Annotated in this window: 15 protein-coding genes; 8 read left to right on the top strand and 7 right to left on the bottom strand. The window is 63.2% G+C overall.

Features of this window, described 5'->3' with window-relative positions; genetic code table 11:
- Window positions 1-27: 27 nt before the first annotated feature.
- Window positions 28-855, top strand: a complete 828-nt coding sequence (locus AC0V7N_RS01700) for an SDR family NAD(P)-dependent oxidoreductase (protein ID WP_475454135.1) — start codon at window positions 28-30, stop codon at window positions 853-855.
- A gap of 59 nt (window positions 856-914) precedes the next feature.
- Here AC0V7N_RS01700 and betI read toward each other — a convergent pair whose 3' ends face one another.
- The gene (gene betI / locus AC0V7N_RS01695) at window positions 915-1,553 is read right to left on the bottom strand and encodes a transcriptional regulator BetI (RefSeq protein WP_475454133.1); all 639 of its coding nucleotides are present in this window, start codon (window positions 1,551-1,553) and stop codon (window positions 915-917) included.
- Window positions 1,554-1,664: 111 nt separating this feature from the next.
- Between betI and AC0V7N_RS01690 the strand changes: the two genes are divergently transcribed.
- The 5 genes from AC0V7N_RS01690 (at window position 1,665) to AC0V7N_RS01670 (ending at window position 8,660) form a co-directional block, all read left to right on the top strand.
- Window positions 1,665-2,702, top strand: a complete 1,038-nt coding sequence (locus AC0V7N_RS01690) for an alcohol dehydrogenase catalytic domain-containing protein (RefSeq protein WP_475454131.1) — start codon at window positions 1,665-1,667, stop codon at window positions 2,700-2,702.
- Between the two features lie 115 nt (window positions 2,703-2,817).
- Window positions 2,818-3,756 (top strand): ABC transporter substrate-binding protein, encoded by a 939-nt coding sequence (locus AC0V7N_RS01685; protein ID WP_475454129.1) that lies wholly within the window; start codon window positions 2,818-2,820, stop codon window positions 3,754-3,756.
- A 142-nt stretch (window positions 3,757-3,898) separates the two neighbouring features.
- Window positions 3,899-4,960, top strand: a complete 1,062-nt coding sequence (locus AC0V7N_RS01680) for a betaine/proline/choline family ABC transporter ATP-binding protein (protein ID WP_496627670.1) — start codon at window positions 3,899-3,901, stop codon at window positions 4,958-4,960.
- A complete protein-coding gene (locus AC0V7N_RS01675; protein WP_475454125.1) occupies window positions 4,957-7,047 on the top strand; it encodes an ABC transporter permease in 2,091 nt (696 codons plus the stop codon). Before AC0V7N_RS01680 ends, AC0V7N_RS01675 begins: the two co-directional genes overlap by 4 nt.
- A 299-nt stretch (window positions 7,048-7,346) precedes the next feature.
- Window positions 7,347-8,660 carry an O-antigen ligase family protein gene (locus AC0V7N_RS01670; RefSeq protein ID WP_475454123.1) on the top strand — a complete coding sequence of 438 codons (1,314 nt, stop codon included), beginning with the start codon at window positions 7,347-7,349 and terminating at the stop codon, window positions 8,658-8,660.
- A gap of 195 nt (window positions 8,661-8,855) precedes the next feature.
- Here AC0V7N_RS01670 and AC0V7N_RS01665 read toward each other — a convergent pair whose 3' ends face one another.
- Both AC0V7N_RS01665 and AC0V7N_RS01660 read right to left on the bottom strand, forming a co-directional pair.
- The gene (locus tag AC0V7N_RS01665) at window positions 8,856-10,115 is read right to left on the bottom strand and encodes a polysaccharide biosynthesis/export family protein (protein WP_475454121.1); all 1,260 of its coding nucleotides are present in this window, start codon (window positions 10,113-10,115) and stop codon (window positions 8,856-8,858) included.
- Between the two features lie 84 nt (window positions 10,116-10,199).
- A complete protein-coding gene (locus tag AC0V7N_RS01660; protein ID WP_475454119.1) occupies window positions 10,200-10,877 on the bottom strand; it encodes a sugar transferase in 678 nt (225 codons plus the stop codon).
- A 600-nt stretch (window positions 10,878-11,477) separates the two neighbouring features.
- Here AC0V7N_RS01660 and AC0V7N_RS01655 point away from each other — a divergent pair.
- Complete coding sequence (locus AC0V7N_RS01655; RefSeq protein WP_475454117.1) at window positions 11,478-11,753, top strand: exopolysaccharide production repressor protein; 276 nt, start codon at window positions 11,478-11,480, stop codon at window positions 11,751-11,753.
- 69 nt (window positions 11,754-11,822) lie between these two features.
- Window positions 11,823-12,140 (top strand): DUF2251 domain-containing protein, encoded by a 318-nt coding sequence (locus AC0V7N_RS01650; protein ID WP_475454115.1) that lies wholly within the window; start codon window positions 11,823-11,825, stop codon window positions 12,138-12,140.
- A gap of 87 nt (window positions 12,141-12,227) precedes the next feature.
- Here AC0V7N_RS01650 and AC0V7N_RS01645 read toward each other — a convergent pair whose 3' ends face one another.
- From AC0V7N_RS01645 to AC0V7N_RS01630, 4 genes are read right to left on the bottom strand one after another with little or no spacing between them, the layout of a single operon-like run.
- On the bottom strand, window positions 12,228-14,072 hold the full coding sequence (locus tag AC0V7N_RS01645) for an ABC transporter ATP-binding protein (protein ID WP_475454113.1): 1,845 nt from the start codon (window positions 14,070-14,072) through the stop codon (window positions 12,228-12,230).
- Between the two features lie 8 nt (window positions 14,073-14,080).
- Window positions 14,081-15,082 (bottom strand): phosphoenolpyruvate carboxykinase (ATP), encoded by a 1,002-nt coding sequence (locus tag AC0V7N_RS01640; RefSeq protein ID WP_475454111.1) that lies wholly within the window; start codon window positions 15,080-15,082, stop codon window positions 14,081-14,083.
- Window positions 15,079-17,001, bottom strand: coding sequence for a lasso peptide isopeptide bond-forming cyclase (locus tag AC0V7N_RS01635; protein WP_496627669.1), 1,923 nt, complete (start codon window positions 16,999-17,001; stop codon window positions 15,079-15,081). The genes AC0V7N_RS01640 and AC0V7N_RS01635 overlap by 4 nt, the downstream gene beginning before the upstream one ends.
- The gene (locus AC0V7N_RS01630; RefSeq protein WP_475454107.1) at window positions 16,998-17,408 is read right to left on the bottom strand and encodes a lasso peptide biosynthesis B2 protein; all 411 of its coding nucleotides are present in this window, start codon (window positions 17,406-17,408) and stop codon (window positions 16,998-17,000) included. The genes AC0V7N_RS01635 and AC0V7N_RS01630 overlap by 4 nt, the downstream gene beginning before the upstream one ends.
- Between the last annotated feature and the right edge of the window lie 56 nt (window positions 17,409-17,464).

Raw genomic sequence — 17,464 nt, 5'->3', positions numbered from 1 at the left:
CATTCAACTGTCTGGAGAGCACGCCTGATGACAAACCTTTCCGGCCGCAGCGCGATCGTCACCGGCGGGTTCTCCGGCATGGGCTTCGCCATCGCCACGGCCTTGGCGCAGGCCGGCGCCAATGTTGCCGTCGGCTCCTACATCGCGCCCGCCGGCGCGGACAAGTCCGATGCCGCCTACTATCCGGGTGCGGACGAAATCGAGCGTGTGCGTTCGGCATTGTCGGCCCATGGCACCAGGGTTCATGCCGCTCATCTCGATGTCCGCGACAGCGAGGTCACCAACCGTTTTGCGGCGGAAGCTGAAGCCGCCATCGGTCCGGCCGACATCCTGGTCAACGCCGCCGGCACCACCGCCGAGCAGCCGGTCTGCGGCCATTCCGACGCGCTGTGGGACAAGATCGTCGACACCAATCTGACCGGCGCCTTCCGAGCCACCCGCGCCGTGCTGCCCGGCATGATCGAGCGCGGCTGGGGCCGCATCGTCAACATCGGCTCCACCGCCGCCTCTGTCGGCTGGAAGGACAATCCGGCCTATTGCGCCTCCAAAGCGGGCCTGCTCGGCCTCACCCGTTGCGTGGCGCTCGAAGGGGCAGGACACGGCGTTACCTGCGTCATGATCAGCCCGACCTGGGTCGAGACCGAGCTGATGCGCCGCAATGTGGCGCAGGTCGTCGAGCGCGAAGGCAAGGGCCGCAGCGCCGAGGAGGTCATGGACGAATTCAGGAAGGGCAATCCCCAGGGGCGCATGCTGCAGCCCGAAGAGATCGCCGCCCTTGCGGTCTTCCTCTGCTCGGATCTAGCCAAGGGGATCACCATGGAAAATATCCAGATCACCGGCGGAGCTTTATGGTGAGATCCGCGCCGGCATGGAGCGCTTACAACCGCTCGCCGCCGGCGACGCATTCGAGACCGTTACGCCGCCTGCAGCTGAAGCCTTTTGAGCTTCGACACCATGCCCGCGCCAAGCATCTTTTCCGAATATTCGATGAGCAGCGCTCTCGCCTCCAGATGCGAGATGTCGCCATCCGAGTGGCCGCGCCGCAGCCAGAAACCGTCGAGCATGGCGGCAAAGCCGCGCACAAAATGGTCGATCTCGCTCTTCGACCACAGCGGCGACAGCGCCGAACCTATATTCGAGCGCAGGCGCTTGTAGAAAAGATCCTGCAGCCTTGCATAGCGCGGGTTGTGAGCGGCTTCCGCGTAGAAGGAAACCCAGGCGTTGGCGGTGTTGCGCTCGAACTTCTCCGCCGGAAAATTCCCGTCGACGATCGCCGTCAGGCGATCCCAACAGGTTTCAGCCTGACGCAGATTGACGACGACGGCATCCATCAGAACGCGGTTGGCATACCGCACCATCTCGAACAGCACCTGGTCCTTGTCCTTGAAATAATAGGTCAGGATGCCTTGCGACATGCCGGCTTCGTGGCAGATGCGGGTGGTCGTCAGGCCTTTCAGGCCATCGCGCAGGAAGATGCGATGCGCCGCCTCGATCAGCTCGACCCGCCTGATGTCCTCGATGCGGGTTCTTTGTTTCTTTGCCTTGGTCGCCATGGGTTTCGTATATCCGACGAAATTTTTGTACGCTCTAACAAATTTTTCTGTTGTCATATAATTTTCGCCGACCTAGGCTGCAAAAGCAAGCATTGGTCAGGCAGGCTATCGATGACGTCGCACACTCAAACGATGCGGGCAGCGGTCCTCGGCGGGTATGGTGAGCCGCTCGATATCACCAGCGTGCCTCGCCCCGTCGCCGGTTCCGGCCAGATCCTGGTGCGGCTGCAGGCCTGCGGCGTCTGCCACACCGATGTCCATATCTGGCGCGGCGAGAGCGTCCCGACGCATGCGCCGTCCCCCTTCGTCATGGGTCATGAGGGCATCGGTCGCGTCGAGGCGATCGGCGAGGGCGTGGGTGACTGGGCCCTCGGTGACCGGGCAGGCGTGCCCTGGATCCACGACACCTGCCGCCATTGCGACGAATGCCTGGATGGCGATGAGTCCTTCTGCCAGCACCATCGCGCGCATGGCCTGAATGTCCCTGGCGCCTTTGCCGAATATGTCGTCTGCGACGCCGGCTTCGCGGTAGCACTGCCCGAAACCATCGACCCGGTGACCACCGCTCCGGTGATGTGCGCCGGCATCACCGCCTATGGCGCGGTGAAGCGGGCCGGGTTGAAGTCGGGCGAGAGCGCCATCGTCTTCGGCTGCGGCGGGCTTGGCCTCTATGCGGTGCAGATCGCCAGCCGGCTCGGCGTCAAGGTGCTCGCGGTCGATCGCGATCCGGCGAAGCTGGAAATCGCGCGCCGCTATGGCGCTGTCGAAACCGACATCGCCGACAACTGCCTGCCGTCGAGGCTCGCGGCCAAGGACAAGAAATATCACGCTTGCATCAACTTCGCGCCAACCACCGCGACCTGGGACGCCATGGTCGCCGGCATCCGCCCGCGCGGCAGGATCATTGCCGCCGCCATGGTGTTCCAGCCGGTGCCGCTCATTCAGGAATGGCTGACGGCCACCGGCGTCGTCATCACCGGCACCAGCGTCGGCACAAGACAGGAAATGCGCGAACTGGTCGCCATGCACGCCAAACAGCCCTTCGAAACCACCGTCGAGACCATCAGGCTGGACCAGGTCTCGGACGCACTGGCAACGCTTCAAAGAGGCCAGTCGAAAGGCAGGTTCGTCATCGACTTCACGGGATAGTCGACCGGAATGCCCGCCGCCGGGGGAGTGGCGTGTGGGAAGGGACTAGCGGCAGTCTCGCCATCAAGGATGAAATTCAGCTCGAACCATAACATCCAGAAACAGGGGAATGATCATGCCGAATTCAAGGAACAGACTGAGGAATGCCGGAATTGGCCTGGCGCTGGTGCTGGGCGCCACGACGCCGGGCCTGAGCGCCGATCTCGGTGCCAAGGACGAGCCGATCAAGCTCGCCATGCTGGAATGGACCGGCGCGCATGTCTCCACCCATATCGCCGGACAGTTGCTGGAAAAGCTCGGCTACAAGGTCGAATACGTCACCGCCGGCAACTTCCCGCAATTCTCCGGCCTGGCCGACGGCACGCTGAGCGCCTCGGTCGAAGTCTGGATGAACAATGTCGGCGACATCTATCCCAAGACGCTCGCCGCCAAGCAGATCGAGGACATCGGCAAGCTCGATCTGAAGACGCAGGAAGGTTGGATTTATCCGAAATTCATGGAAAAAATCTGCCCCGGTCTTCCCGACTGGACCGCGCTAAACAAGCCCGAATGCATCCAGGCGCTGTCGACACCGGAGACCGCGCCCAATGGCCGTTTCCTCGACTATCCCGCCGATTGGGGCTCGCGCGCGGCCACCATTCTGGCTGACAACACCATGCAATACACCGCCGTGCCGGCGGGATCGGAAGGCGCGCTGGTCGCCGAACTCGAAGCCTCCGAGGCCGCCAAGTCGCCTTTGGTGATGATGTTCTGGGGGCCGCACTACGCGCTTGCCGAAAACGAAGTCGGCTGGATCACCATGCCGCCCTGCAAGGTCCAGAGCAACGACCACTGCATCACGCCGCCCGATGTCGACAAGATCGTCTGGTCAGGCTTCGGCGCCAAATGGCCCGCGGCCTACGCCTTGCTCAAGACGTTCAAGATGGACGCCACCGAACAGCAGAAGCTGATGCTGGCCGTCGACAAGCAAGGCAAGGATCTCGACGCTGTCGTCAAGGAGTGGGTCGACAAGAACGAGGCCGTCTGGAAGCCCTGGGTCGACGCAGCCAAGTGACAAGCGTCCAAGTGACAAGCGTCCAAGTGACAAGCGTCCAAGTGACAAGCGTCCATGTCTCCCCGCTCGTGCGGTGGCCGATGTGCCGACCTGGCTTCGCGTTTTGCGAAGCCGGGTTCGGCTCGTGTGAGGGCCTGAAGCGATGAATGCCGCCACACCCTCGATCAAGCTCGCCTGCCGCAATGTGTGGAAGGTCTATGGGCGGCGTCCCGCCTATTATTTCGATTCCCGCGGCTACGTCATCGAGCCGGACGCGCTGGCCGAACGGTTGCGCGCGGAAGCGCATCTGCCGGCCGTGGTCGACGCCACCTTCGAAGTCGCGACCGGCGAGATCTTCGTCATCATGGGGCTCTCCGGTTCCGGCAAGTCGACACTGGTGCGCTGCCTGTCTCGGCTGGTCGAGCCGAGCGCCGGCGAAATACTGCTCGACGGCCAGGATCTGCTGAAGGCCAGCGGCAAGGAACTGATCGAACTGCGCCGCCACGCCATGGGCATGGTGTTCCAGAATTTCGGCCTGCTGCCGCATCTCACCATCCTGGGCAATGTGGCCTTCCCGCTGAAGATCCAGGGCAAACCTGTCAAGGAGCGTGAAGCCCGCGCCCGCGAGATGATCGCGCTGGTCGGGCTGGAAGGCCGCGAGGCGTCCTTTCCGCACCAGCTTTCCGGCGGTCAGCAGCAGCGCGTCGGCATCGCCCGCTCGCTCGCCGTCGGCCCGGAACTGTGGTTCCTCGACGAGCCGTTCTCGGCGCTCGATCCGCTGATCCGCCGGCAGATGCAGGACGAATTCCTGCGGCTGCAGCAGATGCTGAAGAAGACCATCGTCTTCATCACCCACGACATGGCCGAAGCCTTCCGCCTGGCCGACCGGCTCGCCATCATGCGCGCCGGCAAGATCGTCCAGATCGGCCGCCCGGCCGACATCGTGCTCAACCCGGCCGATGACTATGTCGCGCAGTTCACCGAGGACATGCCGCTGCTGCGTGTCATCACGGCCGGTGATCTCGCGACGCCCTTAGAGGGAACAGCCGAACCCGATGAGACCATCGCCGCCGACACCAGCCTGGAGGAACTCATCCCGCGCCTGGCGTCAGGCGTTCGCGCCTTCCGCGTCGCGGGTGAGGGTGCAACACCACCGGCTCTGCTGACCGCCGGTTCCGTGCTGGCTGTGCTGGAGCGGGAACAGAAAAGGCGGACGCGATCGTGACCGCGCCGGCGGCATCGTTTCGATCCTCGCCGAGGGTTGCGGTCGAGCCGGCGCTTCTGCCCTGGTGCGCGTTCGCGGTGCTGACGGCATTGTGTCTTGTCCTGAAGATCGATTTCCCCTGGCTGGTGACGTTCCCGAAGGAGTGGACCTTGCCGCTCGCGCCGGCCATCAACGCGGCCACCGAGGCCGTCGTGGCCGTCGTCCAGCCGGCATTTCGCGCTTTGTCCGCTGTCCTCGACGCGCCGATGCGCGGCGCGCGCCTGGTGCTGGTCTGGCTGCCATGGCCGGCGGTGATGCTGGCGGTCGCGGCACTGGCGCTGAAATCGAGCGGCATTCGGCTGGCGGCCTTCGCGCTGCTTGCACTCGGCTACATCCTGCTCGCCGGCTATTGGCCGCAAAGCATGAGTACGCTGTCGCTGGTGCTGCTCGCCGTGCCGATCTCGACCGTACTCGGCTTCGCGCTTGGCGTGCTTGGCCACGGCAGTCCGCGCCTGCGCCCGGCGCTGCTCGGCGCGCTGGATCTGATGCAGACCGTGCCGGCTTTCGCCTATCTCATTCCGTTGCTTCTGCTGTTCGGCTTCGGCCCGGTGGTCGGCCTGATCGCCAGCGCCATCTATGCGACGCCGCCAATGGTGCGCAACACCATGCTCGGCCTCGACCGCGTGCCCTCCGACATCGGCGAGGCCGGCTTGATGAGCGGCTGCACGCGCCGCCAGCAATTCTGGCACGTCGAAGTGCCGACCGCGCTGCCGCAAATCCTTGTCGGCTTCAACCAGACGACGATGGCGGCGCTCTCGATGGTGATCGTCGCCGCCATCATCGGCGGTTTCGAGGACATTGGCTGGGAGGTGCTATCTTCGATGCGCAAGGCCGAGTTCGGCCAGAGCATCCTGTCGGGGCTGGTGATCGCGCTGCTTGCCATCCTCATCGACCGGCTGACCATCGGCTTCGCCAAGGAGCGCCCGAGCGGACCGACGGCGGCCATGACCTGGATGACCGGCCGCCGGCTCACCATGGCCTTGCTGCTCGCAGCCGTGCTGGCGATAGCCATCCGCTTGATATGGCCGGATGAGACCTGGCTGCCGGCAAGCGGGCTGCGCATGCAGGTGGGCGGCATCAATCAATGGCTGCTCGGCCTTGTGCGCGACTACGCCTGGTTCTTCGACGGCCTGCGCAACGGCGTGCTGTATTGCCTGCTGTTGCCGCTCAGGATCGGCATTTCGGGCGCCGCCGTTCCCGCCATCTGGGGTTTTTCGCTCTCGCCAACCGCTAATGCGGCCTATGCCGCCGCGGTCCTGCTTGGCTGCACATTGCTGCTGCATCGCTTTGGCTGGCGGCCGGCACTCGCGCTGCTGGTCGCCGGCACCTTGCTTTACACCGGCTTTCTCGGTTTCCCCTGGCCGGTGTTCATCCTTGGCATTGCCTTGCTCGCCTTCCAGGTCGCCGGCCTGCGGCTCGCGCTTTTTGCCGCGGCGGGATTCCTGCTGATCCTCTTCAACGGCCTGTGGGGTGCGCTGATCCAGTCGCTCTATCTATGCACGTTTGCGGTGCTGCTTTGCCTGGTGATCGGTGGTGCTCTCGGCGTCTGGGCCGCTTACAGCGAACGCGCCTCGCGCGTCCTCAGGTCGGTCTGCGATGCGCTGCAGACCATGCCGCAATTCGTTTTCCTCATTCCGGCGCTGATGTTCTTCAAGGTCGGCGAGTTCACCGCGCTGATCGCCATCATGCTCTACGCCATCGTGCCGCCGATCCGCTATGTCGAGCACGGCCTGCGGCATGTGCGCGCCGACATCGTCGAGGCGGTCGAACAAATGGGCGCGACGCCGGCGCAGACGCTGTTGCAAGCCAAGCTGCCGCTGGCGCTGCCGGTGGTGATGCTGGGCCTAAACCAGACCATCATGGCGGCACTCTCCATGCTGGCGATCGCCGCCTTGGTCGGCACACGCGACCTCGGCCAAGCGGTCTATGTCGCATTGGGCAAGGCCGATGCCGGCATGGGCCTGATCGCCGGCCTGTCGATCGCCTTTCTGGCGATCCTCGCCGACCGCCTGATCCAGGCGGCCGTGGCGGGGCGGGCTACCGGCTGATCTCTCCCCGTTCGCCAAAGCAATTCCATGAAAGCAATTTCAGGAAAAGTGTGAACGGCTTTCCCACAGGAATTGCGTCAAAACAAGGAGTTAGAGCCGTTCACCGTTTCCGTGAAACGGTGAACGGCTCTGGTGTAAGACAAGGTGACCGGATTTGCCATTGAGGATGCAGTGCGATAGGTTATATTGCACTGCACAATGGAGATGCCGTTTATTGCACGCCCCTGTTTGCGGATATGCCGGCCGGCTTGCGGCCTGCTTGGCTTGCGCGTCTTGGGTCGCGTCGACGGGACTCTGAGATGAAAATTCCAAAGTCCCTGCTGGTCGATCCCGAGAAGAACTCGGTCTATGGCGCCTTTGCCGTGGCCGTGTCGATCTGGGCGTTCTCCTATTCCGTCATTTTCGGCCAGGTGCTGATCCTGGCTTACTATGCCGTCTGGCTTCCGCTCATCCTGGTTGACTACCGACGCTTCCTGCGGCAGTTGTCCAGCGCCTGGTTGCCGCTGCTGTTCGCGGCCTATATCTGCTTCTCGGTCTTCTGGTCGCAGGCACCCGGCGTCACCGCCAGAACGGCGGTCCAGTACCTTTCCCACATTGCCTGCGCCTATGTCGCGGCGCGCACCGTCAGCGTGCGGACCCTGACGCTGGGCGCGCTGATCGGCATCTTCTTCGTCATGCTCTATTCGCTCAAGGTCGGCGCCTATTCCGAGGACGTCCTTGACGGCACCTACAATTTCGTCGGCGCCTTTGCCTCCAAGAATCAGATCGGCTTCGTCGGCTCGCTCGGCATCTATTTCTCCGTGGTTTTCCTCGCTTTCCTGCGGCGTGGCCGGCTGAGCTTCATCCTGACCGTGCCTGTCGTGCTGTTGTCGGCCTATCTGCTGGTCATTTCGCATTCCGCCACCTCGATGGCCTCGATACCGGCGGTCCTGGCGCTGATTGCGCTTCTTGCCATGACCAAGCTTTTGTCGCGGCGCTATCGCCGGGTGATCTTCGTGGTCGGCGCCGGCATGGTCGTCGTGGTGGCCTTTGTTGCGCTCAATCTCGGGCTCATGGATTTCGTGCTTGGCCTCTTCGGCAAGGATTCGACGCTCACCGGGCGGACCTATCTGTGGGAGCAGGGCTGGAATGCCGCGCAGCGCTCGCCGATCCTCGGCGTCGGCTATGCCGCCTATTGGGTGCAGGGTTTTGCCGAGGCCGAGCGGCTGTGGAACGAATTCTACATCACCACCCGCACCGGCTTCCATTTCCACAACACCTATGTCGAGGCGCTTGTCGAACTCGGCTTCACCGGAGCGGTGATGATCTCGCTGATCATGCTGCGCACGCTCTACGGCCATGTCTCGACGGTGATCTTCAAGGCATGGCAGGCCGAATCGGTGGTTCTGTTCGGCGTCATGGTGCTGCTGCTCATCCGCTCCTTCGTCGAGGTCGAGATCCTCAACCCCTACATCATGGGCTCCTTCCTGATGTATTTCAGCTATTTCAAGCTGGCGCGGCTGCCGGTCACCCGCACGCGGTGGTCGCCGGCCTTCGACCCGGCGGATGCGGCGAGGGGCGAGCCAGCCTGGCCCCGGCATGCCGGCCGTCCGGCCACCGCCGATCCGTCGTGAACCCATGCATGTCGCCCAAAGGCGCATAGTGGCTTTGGGACAACGACATTCGCGTGAACCGCTTCGAAGCGGCGCGCTTTATCGTTTCACGGCCTGAGATCGCACATAGCAAAACCTCCGCCAGGCAAGGCCTGACGGAGGTTGGAATTCTCTGCGTTATGGATCGAAGCGCTGGATCGCGCCGAAGTCCGAGGCTTACTGGCTGGCCAGCGGCGCCTGCTTGACCTTGATCACGTCGCCGGGCAGCACCGGCGTGTCTTCCTTGGCGGCGATTTCGCTGGTCTTGCCGTCGACATTGCGCACCAGCGCGTAGAGCAGGGTAGGCTGCTGGTCGTTGGTAATGGCGGCCGTCGTTGCGGGATCGCTGGCCTGGGCGATCAGGCCCTTCTGCATGTTCACCTTCAGCGCGGCCTCGTTCAGGTCGGCTTCGGTCTGCTGGCGGGCGGCGGCGAGGGTCGAGCTCAACGTGTTCTGGGCATCGATGGCGTCCTGCGTCGCCTTGCTGATCGCCTGCTTGGCAGTGAGGATGGCAGTCTCATAGTCCAGGATCTTGCCTTGCAGGTCGGTGACGGACTGCTGCGAATCCAGGAGCCGCGAATTGGCGATCAGACCTTTCTGCGCCAGCGGACCGATGCTGGCGAGCTGTTGCTGCGCCAGGTCGACCTGCTTCTGCTGGTTGACGATCTTCTTCTGCAGAGATTCAATTTCGGCCTGCAGGACACCTTTGAGATCGTCGAGCGCCTCGAGCTTCAGCTTCAGCGCCTTCTGGTCCGCCGTCAGGATCGTCATCTCGTCGGCGACGATGGTCGGCAGCCTCGGGTCGGCCTCGACCTCCTGCGGCGTCTCGAAGCTCGTCTTGCCGGCCAGATCGGCATCGATGCGGGCACGCCTGACGAGCAGCCGGACGCGCTGGTCATCGGAGATATCGAAATTGCCCTTGGCGGTGACCAGATCCTTGCCGAGCTGAGGGCCGTAATCGGTGTTGCGCCTGACGCCGCCGGCGACGCTGATCGCCTTCAGCACCGTCAGATCGGGCACGTAAGGAAACTGGCCGGGATTCTGCACTTCGCCCGAAATATAGAAGGGCCGGAACTGCGCCATCTCGACCGAGGCCTCGGGCTTGTCCGACAAAGCGAGTTTACGCTGCAGCGCCTCGCCGATCGCCGCCGCGACTTCCGCTGTGGTCTTGCCGGCTGCCGGCAGCTCGCCGACGAAAGGCACCGACAGGGTTCCGCCGGGGCCGACCGTGTATTGGCCGTTGACCGCCGTCCAGTCCCTGAACGTGCCTTCGACGGTCTGCCATTCGGCGATGCGGATGGTGAGCTTGTCCTGTGAGCCGAGATGATATTCATCGGCCGCGGCTAGCTGGGGAAGAAAAGCGAGCGACACCGCAAGGCATGTGGTCATGAGCCGAGAGCGGCCGGAAAAGCGGCCGCTGCCAAAGGCTTCGAACATGTCTGTTTTCAACTGAACGTTCCGATCCGTGTTAGCCCCATCGCCCGATGAGCTTGCCGCCGGATGCCTGGCGCCGGCGGCCGGTCAGTAAGAGCCGCGTGACATCCAGACGGCCGGCACGGTCTTGATGATGATGCGCACGTCGCCGAACAGCGACCAGTTCTCGACATAGTGACGATCAAAGGCGACGCGGCTGTCGTAGGAGACGTCGTTGCGGCCGCTGACCTGCCACAGGCCGGTCAGGCCGGGCCGCGACTTCAGATAGTAGACGGCGGCGCTGCCGTAGATTTCCAGCTCATCGCGCACCACCGGGCGAGGCCCGACGAGGCTCATGTCGCCCTGCAGGATGTTGATGATCTGCGGCAGTTCATCGAGGCTGAGCTTCCGCAACACCGCGCCGACGCGGGTGACACGCGGATCGTTCTTCAGCTTGCGGGTCGCTATCCATTCCGCGTTGGCGTCCGGATTGGTGGCGAGATAGGCGGCCAGCACCTTGTCGCCGTCCGGAACCATGGTGCGGAATTTCAGGCACGGAAAAATCCGTCCGCCGCGACCGATTCGCCGATGACCGTAGAAAATCGATCCACCGTCGGAAAATTTAACCAGCAGCGCTATCATGACGAACAGCGGGCTGAGAGCGAGCAGACCAACCAGTGAACCGGCTATATCGAAGCTGCGCTTGATGAGGCCGCCGATAGGCGGCGGAAAGTCGGTGTCAGGCTGCGAAAAGTCCGCCGTGGCCGACTTGGCGATATCCCTCATGCGGAAACTCCATGCGTTGAACGAATGGTTCACCACACGATACCAAAAAAATGTTGCAGCGCAACACACAATTTCCCGGCCTCCTGAAATAGTCGCGTCATGAATTGACTAAATAATAAGCTAGCGATGCACATTTTTCGGGATGTTTAGCACATTTGTGACAATAAATGGGCAAGTGGAAAAAAATAAGGATCTTTTTGGGGCGATTTTTGGGCAAGCCGCTCTCGACGGTCCGGAATGGTACATATTAGTGCTTTAGGAAGGTGCGAAGTTCGCAACTATTAACATAAAATACTACTTAATATTGCGAATTGTACTGAAAAAACATAGCGGCTTCAGGTTGAGTGAATTGCGGTAGTGTGCATTGCAGCATGGCAGAGTCGATCGCGTAAGCTCAATCAAAAATATGTGCGGTTGCCCTTGCCGCCCTCTGCTCGCCTTAATAGAATTGCAAATTATACCTGTCAGAGTGGCGACAGGTTGAAAGGCCGGAAGCAACCGGTCGATAGCGGGCACCTTTACAAGCCCGCATAACAAGGGACGGCGCTCGGGTGGGGCTATCGTTGGATATAACCCGAGCCGGTTTATGGGCTGTTGGGTATGTCGCTTCCAAAATTCATCGTCGGGATGGTTTTCGCTCTCGCAATCGTCGTCGCCTGGTCCTGGCTTGGCGGCGCTTCGCTCGGCACGACGCTGCTGCGCGTCATCATTTGCGCCGTGGTCATCCAGGCCGGCTACTTCGTCCTCGTCTATGCCATGATCGCCAGGAGCGCGCCGACGCCGGCCGACAGGCAGCGCGAAGCTGAAAGAAAGCTGAACTCGCCCGACGTGACCGAAGGCGAGAAGTTGGGCAATGCCCGGCGCAGCCTGCACTAGGGTCGGAACCCAATCAGGACCGAGTTCGACCCATTGCGAACACTCGACGGTGATGCGAGTGGGAAGGCAATGATTGACGTCTATGAAAGCGCTGTTGATGCTACGGGCCGATACGCCGCTGCCTTTGAGCGCGATAATGAAACTGCGTATTTCTACCTGCTCGACCTTGCGCGAGACAGAGGTAGCCAAATCGTAGAAGCCTTCAGCGCACACACCGTCATCACCATGCCTGCCGATGCGCCAGCCTCTGTCCAGTGGGACAGTGGTGGCGAGGCGGTAGGTCTTTTCGTTGCGGGTGAACTGATTGCCGTGTTCGAGCTTGGAAGCTATGGCAAAAAGGGTCGCTGGGCGTGCGGCGACGACAAGAGTCAATTCGTCCGCCACTAAGTCCGCTTTCCACCCATCTCGGCCATCGACGGCAGACGGTTGATTGAGTTTTGACCGTAGTCTTCTCGGACAGAATCTGACCTGACCTCAGGCCACATTGGCGGGTTCGGTTTCCGATTGTTCCCCCGACAGCATCCTGGACAGCCGGCTCGCCGGCTTGGCCTTCAGCCGCTGATACTGACCGACTTCCACGACACGGCCGTCTTCCATCGCCACCACCCAGTCGGCGAAGGCGATCATCGATGGCCGGTGCGCGATGGTCAGGATGGTCATCGCACCGCGCAATCCGTCGATCGACCTGGCGATCAGCGACTGGTTCTGCCAGTCGAGCGCGCTGGTCGCCTCGTCGAGGATGAGCAGCGATGGCTTGCGCAGCAGCGCGCGCGCCAGCGCGATGCGCTGACGCTCGCCGCCTGAGAGGCGCACGCCGCGATCGCCGACGATCGTGTCGAGCCGCTGATCGAGCCGTTCGACGAACTCGCCGGCATGCGCGGCGCGCAATGCGGTCCACAACTCGTCGTCGCTGGCCTGCGGCGCGGCCAGGCGCAGGTTCGCCGCGATCGTGTCATGCAGCAGGAAGACGTCCTGCGGCACATAGGCCACCTGATCGCGCCAGCGCCGGCGATTGCTGGCATCGATCTCGACGCCGTCGACGAGGATCTTGCCGGAAGTCGGTTCGAGCAGGCCAAGCAACATGTCGGCGATGGTGCTTTTGCCCGATCCCGAGGGGCCGATCAGGGCGGTGACCTTGCCGGCCGGGAGCCCGAAGGTGATATCGCTCACCACCGCCTTGCCGGTACCGTCGTCGTAGCCGAAGGAGACACCGCGAATGTTCAGCCCGGTATCGAGCGACAGTTTTTCGACATCCCCAGGCTCGGCATGGCCCGGTTCGCGCTCGGCGTCGAAACGGGCTTGCAGGCTGCGCATGGCCGTATAGGCGGGCAGGTTGATCAACACCTGCTGGGCCTGCGTCTGCATGTCCATGAAGCGCGGTGCGATGCGCATGAAGACCAGAAGCAGCACGACAATCTCGGCCAGCGACAGGTTGAAGCGGACCAGCGCCACATAGATGAACAGGCTCAAGCCGACGACGCTCGCCACCTGGAACACTGCGGTGCCGATCGAACTGTTGCTGACATAGTCGATGTTGTCGGACTTCATCTTTTCCAGCGTCGTCTGCAATTGCGCGAAATAGCTGGCCTCGACATTCAGGCTCTTGGCCACCTTGATGCCGCCGAGGAATTCCGAGACCGTCCGGTACTGATCCTGGCGATTGCTGGTCAGGACACGCCCAAAGGCGGTGGCGCGCGCCCGAAACGGCTGCAGCGCTATAAACATGACGATGCCGATGACGATCGCAAACGCCGTCATGACCGGCGAGATGAACATCGAGATCACGAGATAGCCCACCAAAAGCACAGCGATCTGCACCAACATCAGCAGCGAGAAGGCGGCGCCCTGGACGCGATCGATGTCGCCGGTCAGGGCATGGTCGAGATCCGAGCTGCGCATGCGCGAGAATACGCCCCAGCGCGCCTTGCCGATGCTCTCGAACAGGTTCATGCGCAAACGGTTGATGAAATCGAACAGAAGCCTGGCCATGTAGACCGACTTGAAGCGGTTGAACGCAGCCTGCACCGCAACGAGCCCGACCAGCGCGCACAGCACCGTCGTCAGTTGCAGCGTTCCATCCGGCACCAGCCAGCGCACGAATTCATTGTTCGGCAACCGCACCGCGAAATCCTGGTCGGCGCGTCCGACCAGGTGCAGCAGCGGCACAAGCAGCAGGATCGAGATGCCTTCCGTCAGGCTGCCGAGGATCAGGAACAGCAGCGCCGTCCAGGTCCGCCGCCCGCCGATCTGGGCGATGACGGCGCCGAACGCGGCGACATCGCGAAACAGCGACAGGCGGAGGATTGACGACTTCGACATGTTTGCGCTCACCGCTGCCGACGGCCAGCCGTCAGGTCCCCGGCCGCCAGATCGGTCTCGATCAGCTCCACGGCCTCGCCAATCCTGTCGAGGCCGGTTGGAACTTCCAGCCGGAACACGCCGACATGGTTAGCGATTGCTGAACACTGGCGAAAATGCAGCGCCGCGAAATCGCCGGAGAGCGCCGCGCGGCCGAAACGCGTCACGTAGGAGAATTTGATGATGGCCGGCAAGGCGGCAATGCCGGGCAAGGCCGTGACCGCGGCCCTCTGGCCGCGCTCGAGGACATAGACCCTGGTCGCCGGCACCGTGCCGCCGGAGAAGGCGCCGTGCAGGCGATGTTGCATCTTCTCGATCGCTGGATGGACTTGCGGCCGCACCTCCGCACGGCCCAGAGAGATCGCGGCCGCGGCGTCAGCGGCAAGCTTGATCTGGGGAAACCCCGGAACGATCATCGGCGCGTCCGGATTGGTGAAATCGAGCGCCACGACATCGTCGGTGAGCAATTCATGACCGGCCCGGATCAGCGCGCTTGCCGTCGTCGATTTGCCGGCGCCCTTGTCGCCCATGAAGATAGCGCCCTTGCCGGCCACCGCTATGGCACTGGCGTGCAGGACGAGCAGGCCACGTCGGTGCAGCAACAGCGCCATCACCGGCCCGAGCAGCGGGAAGGCAAGCAGCGCGTCGTCGACGCCGGGCGCCGGCTCGATGTCGATACGGCTGAAATCGCTGATCAGGAAGGCGCCGACGGCATGCCATGCCAGATATTGCCGGTCCGGCTCGAAGCGGAAGATCGTCGCGGCCTCGGGCGAAGGCTTCGGCATGTCGATCGTGCCGATGGCGATCAGGATATCCGCCGCCCCCGGCTCCGCCGGTTCCAGCTCGGGCAACGTCACGTCGGATGCGATGGTCAGGCCATAGGTTCGGTAGTAACGTCGCTCCCGCACCGTCCCGCCGTGGGAAGCAGGATCACCAAGGTAGGTGGCAAGCGGCTGGTTGCGCGGCATCATGCGGGGCTCCCGCTGTTCTGGACCTGCCGCAGCCATAGCGACAGCGAGGCCGAACGCCAGACATACTGGACATCGAGCGGTGCTGCCTGATCGGGCTGGCGCAGCAGCCGTGCATAGGCGGCACTCACTTGTGGCAGGTTGACATAGGGCGCGATGCGGCCGGCATCCGAGACCAGCAACTGCTCCAGCAGGTCGCGGTGGTTGCGCACCATGCCGTTGACGAGATTGGCGGTGAAGTCGATCTTGGTGCGTCGCCACTGGACCGCCGCCGGCAAGATGCCTTCCATGGCGCGGCGCAACACATAGCGGCCAAAGCCGTGGCTGAGTTTTTCCTCGCCCGGCAGCGCCAGGCAGAATTCGACCAGCGGCTTGTCCCAGAATGGATAACGCGGCTCGACGCCGAAATTGGCCGCGGCCTTGTCGAGCACCTCGAAAGAGTGAGGCACGTAGCCGTTGGACAGGATCCAGCGATGACTGAGCGCGTCGCTGGCCTGGACGCCAGGCGGCATATAGCCGGCCCGGTGGAAGCGGTCGATAAGTTCGGTCCGCCTGGCCAGGTCCGGATTGATCAGGTCGCGCCAGCTGCGGCCGCGCTGTGTTTGCGCGGGCTTGCGTATCCTGTTGAGAGCCCGGGTCGCCATCTGTCTCGCCTTGGCGATCCGCCAGGCCGGCCCGTAAAGGGTCAGGAACTGGAAATAGAGGCCAAACGTGCTGTCGCCATAGGTGTTGGAGGCGCTGCGGACCTCGCGCCAAAGGTCAAGCCACCTGCCGCCATTGGCAAGCTCGTGCAAATGGCCATGGCCCTGTGAAACGACCTCGTCGCCGCCATGGCCGTCGAGCAGCACCTTGATTCCCTTGGCGCCAGCCGTCCGGTAAATGCCGCGGGTCAGCGTCAGGCCCGGCGCCAGGAAGGTGCCTTCCTGCTCCTCCAGCACCCGTTCGAATTCAGCGAAGGGCGCATAATTGCCGACAGGGATCAGCGTCGGATCGCTCTTCTGCTGATCGAGCACGGCATCGATGAAGGGCCGCTCGTCCATCGACGAGCCCTTCTCGAAAATCAGCGAAAAGGTCGGCAGCTTCGGCTTGCGCGCGGCGGCGTTCTGCAGGCCGGCGACACAGGCGATCGACGAGGAATCGAGGCCGCCACTCAGCATCGCGCCGATCGACTGACTTCCGCGCATGCGGTTGCGCACCGATTGCGAAAACAGGTGGGCGAATTCCTCCGCAGCATCCGACCGCAGCGGTCGCGCCGACGGCTCGATCTGCCAGTATCGGCGCAGCACCACCTGTTGCGCGGTGACGGTGAGGCTGTGGCGCGCCGGCAGGCTGAAGATATCGTTGTAAGGGGTGGATTGCGGGTCGTCGGGAAGCCCGGCAAGGAATCCCGAAATGCTGCGCTCGCTGATGCGTGCACCGACCCCGTCGAGGCCAAGCATCGGCCCGATCTCGGAGGCAAAGGCAAAACGCCGGTCCGCGGCGTGGTAGTAGAATGGCTTGACCCCGAAATGGTCGCGCGCGCAGAACAACAGCTGCCGCTCGGCGTCCCAGATGGCAAAGGCGAAATCGCCTTGCAGATGCACGGGGCTGGCTTCGCCCCAGCGCAGATAGGCCCGCATCAGCAATGTTGCGTCCGCAACCGACCTGTCGCGTATGCCGAGCCGCGCCATCAGCTCGTCGCGATTGTCCAGCCGACAATCGGCGGTGATGGCGAGCTTGCCGCCGGCCATGGTCAGCGGGCCGGGGCTGGCTTCATCCGTGGTGTTGAGCCATGCATGGCCAAGGGCTACGCCGGCATCCAGCCACCATGAATTTCCGTCGGGGCCGCGATGGCGCATACGGGCCAACATCTGCTGGATGTCGGCCGCCGCATCCGCGGGCGCGGGGCCCTGTCGCAGCAGGATTCCGGCCACGCCGCTCATCGGCTGCCGTGGTCGACCAGATGCGCGAACCCATCGACGGAGCCGCCAAGCACGACATGGTTGTCGCTGACCAGCCAGGCATGCGCCTTCAACTGCTCGCCCGTGCCACGTTCGATGCCGATGCGGATGTTGGAGGCGTTGCCCTGGCGCGCGAGAATGTATTGGCCTGAAAGCGCCTGGGTAAGGCAGGTGGCGCGCGGCACGAACCGTGCAGCCGCTGCAACCCCCCAGGCGACGAGCCGCAGCTCGCCCATGCTGGCGCACTCGTGGGCGTTGAGCCGGGTCACCATGCCGCGAACGCGGTTGTACGAGAAAAATGTCAGCCCCAGCCGGATGGAAGCGACCACCAGCAGGCAGTGGCAGAGGAAAAGCGCTTCCGAGCCGCTCAGGGACAGAACCCGGGCCAAGCTCCTGCTGGGCCGGCGTTTCGCTGGCCTCGGTCTTTGTTCCGTCGCAGGTCTTT

It is taken from the genome of Mesorhizobium kamtschaticum, assembly GCF_056174585.1.
The sequence above is the reverse complement of the archived record's forward strand: the minus strand, read 5'-3'. Positions and strand labels throughout refer to the sequence as shown.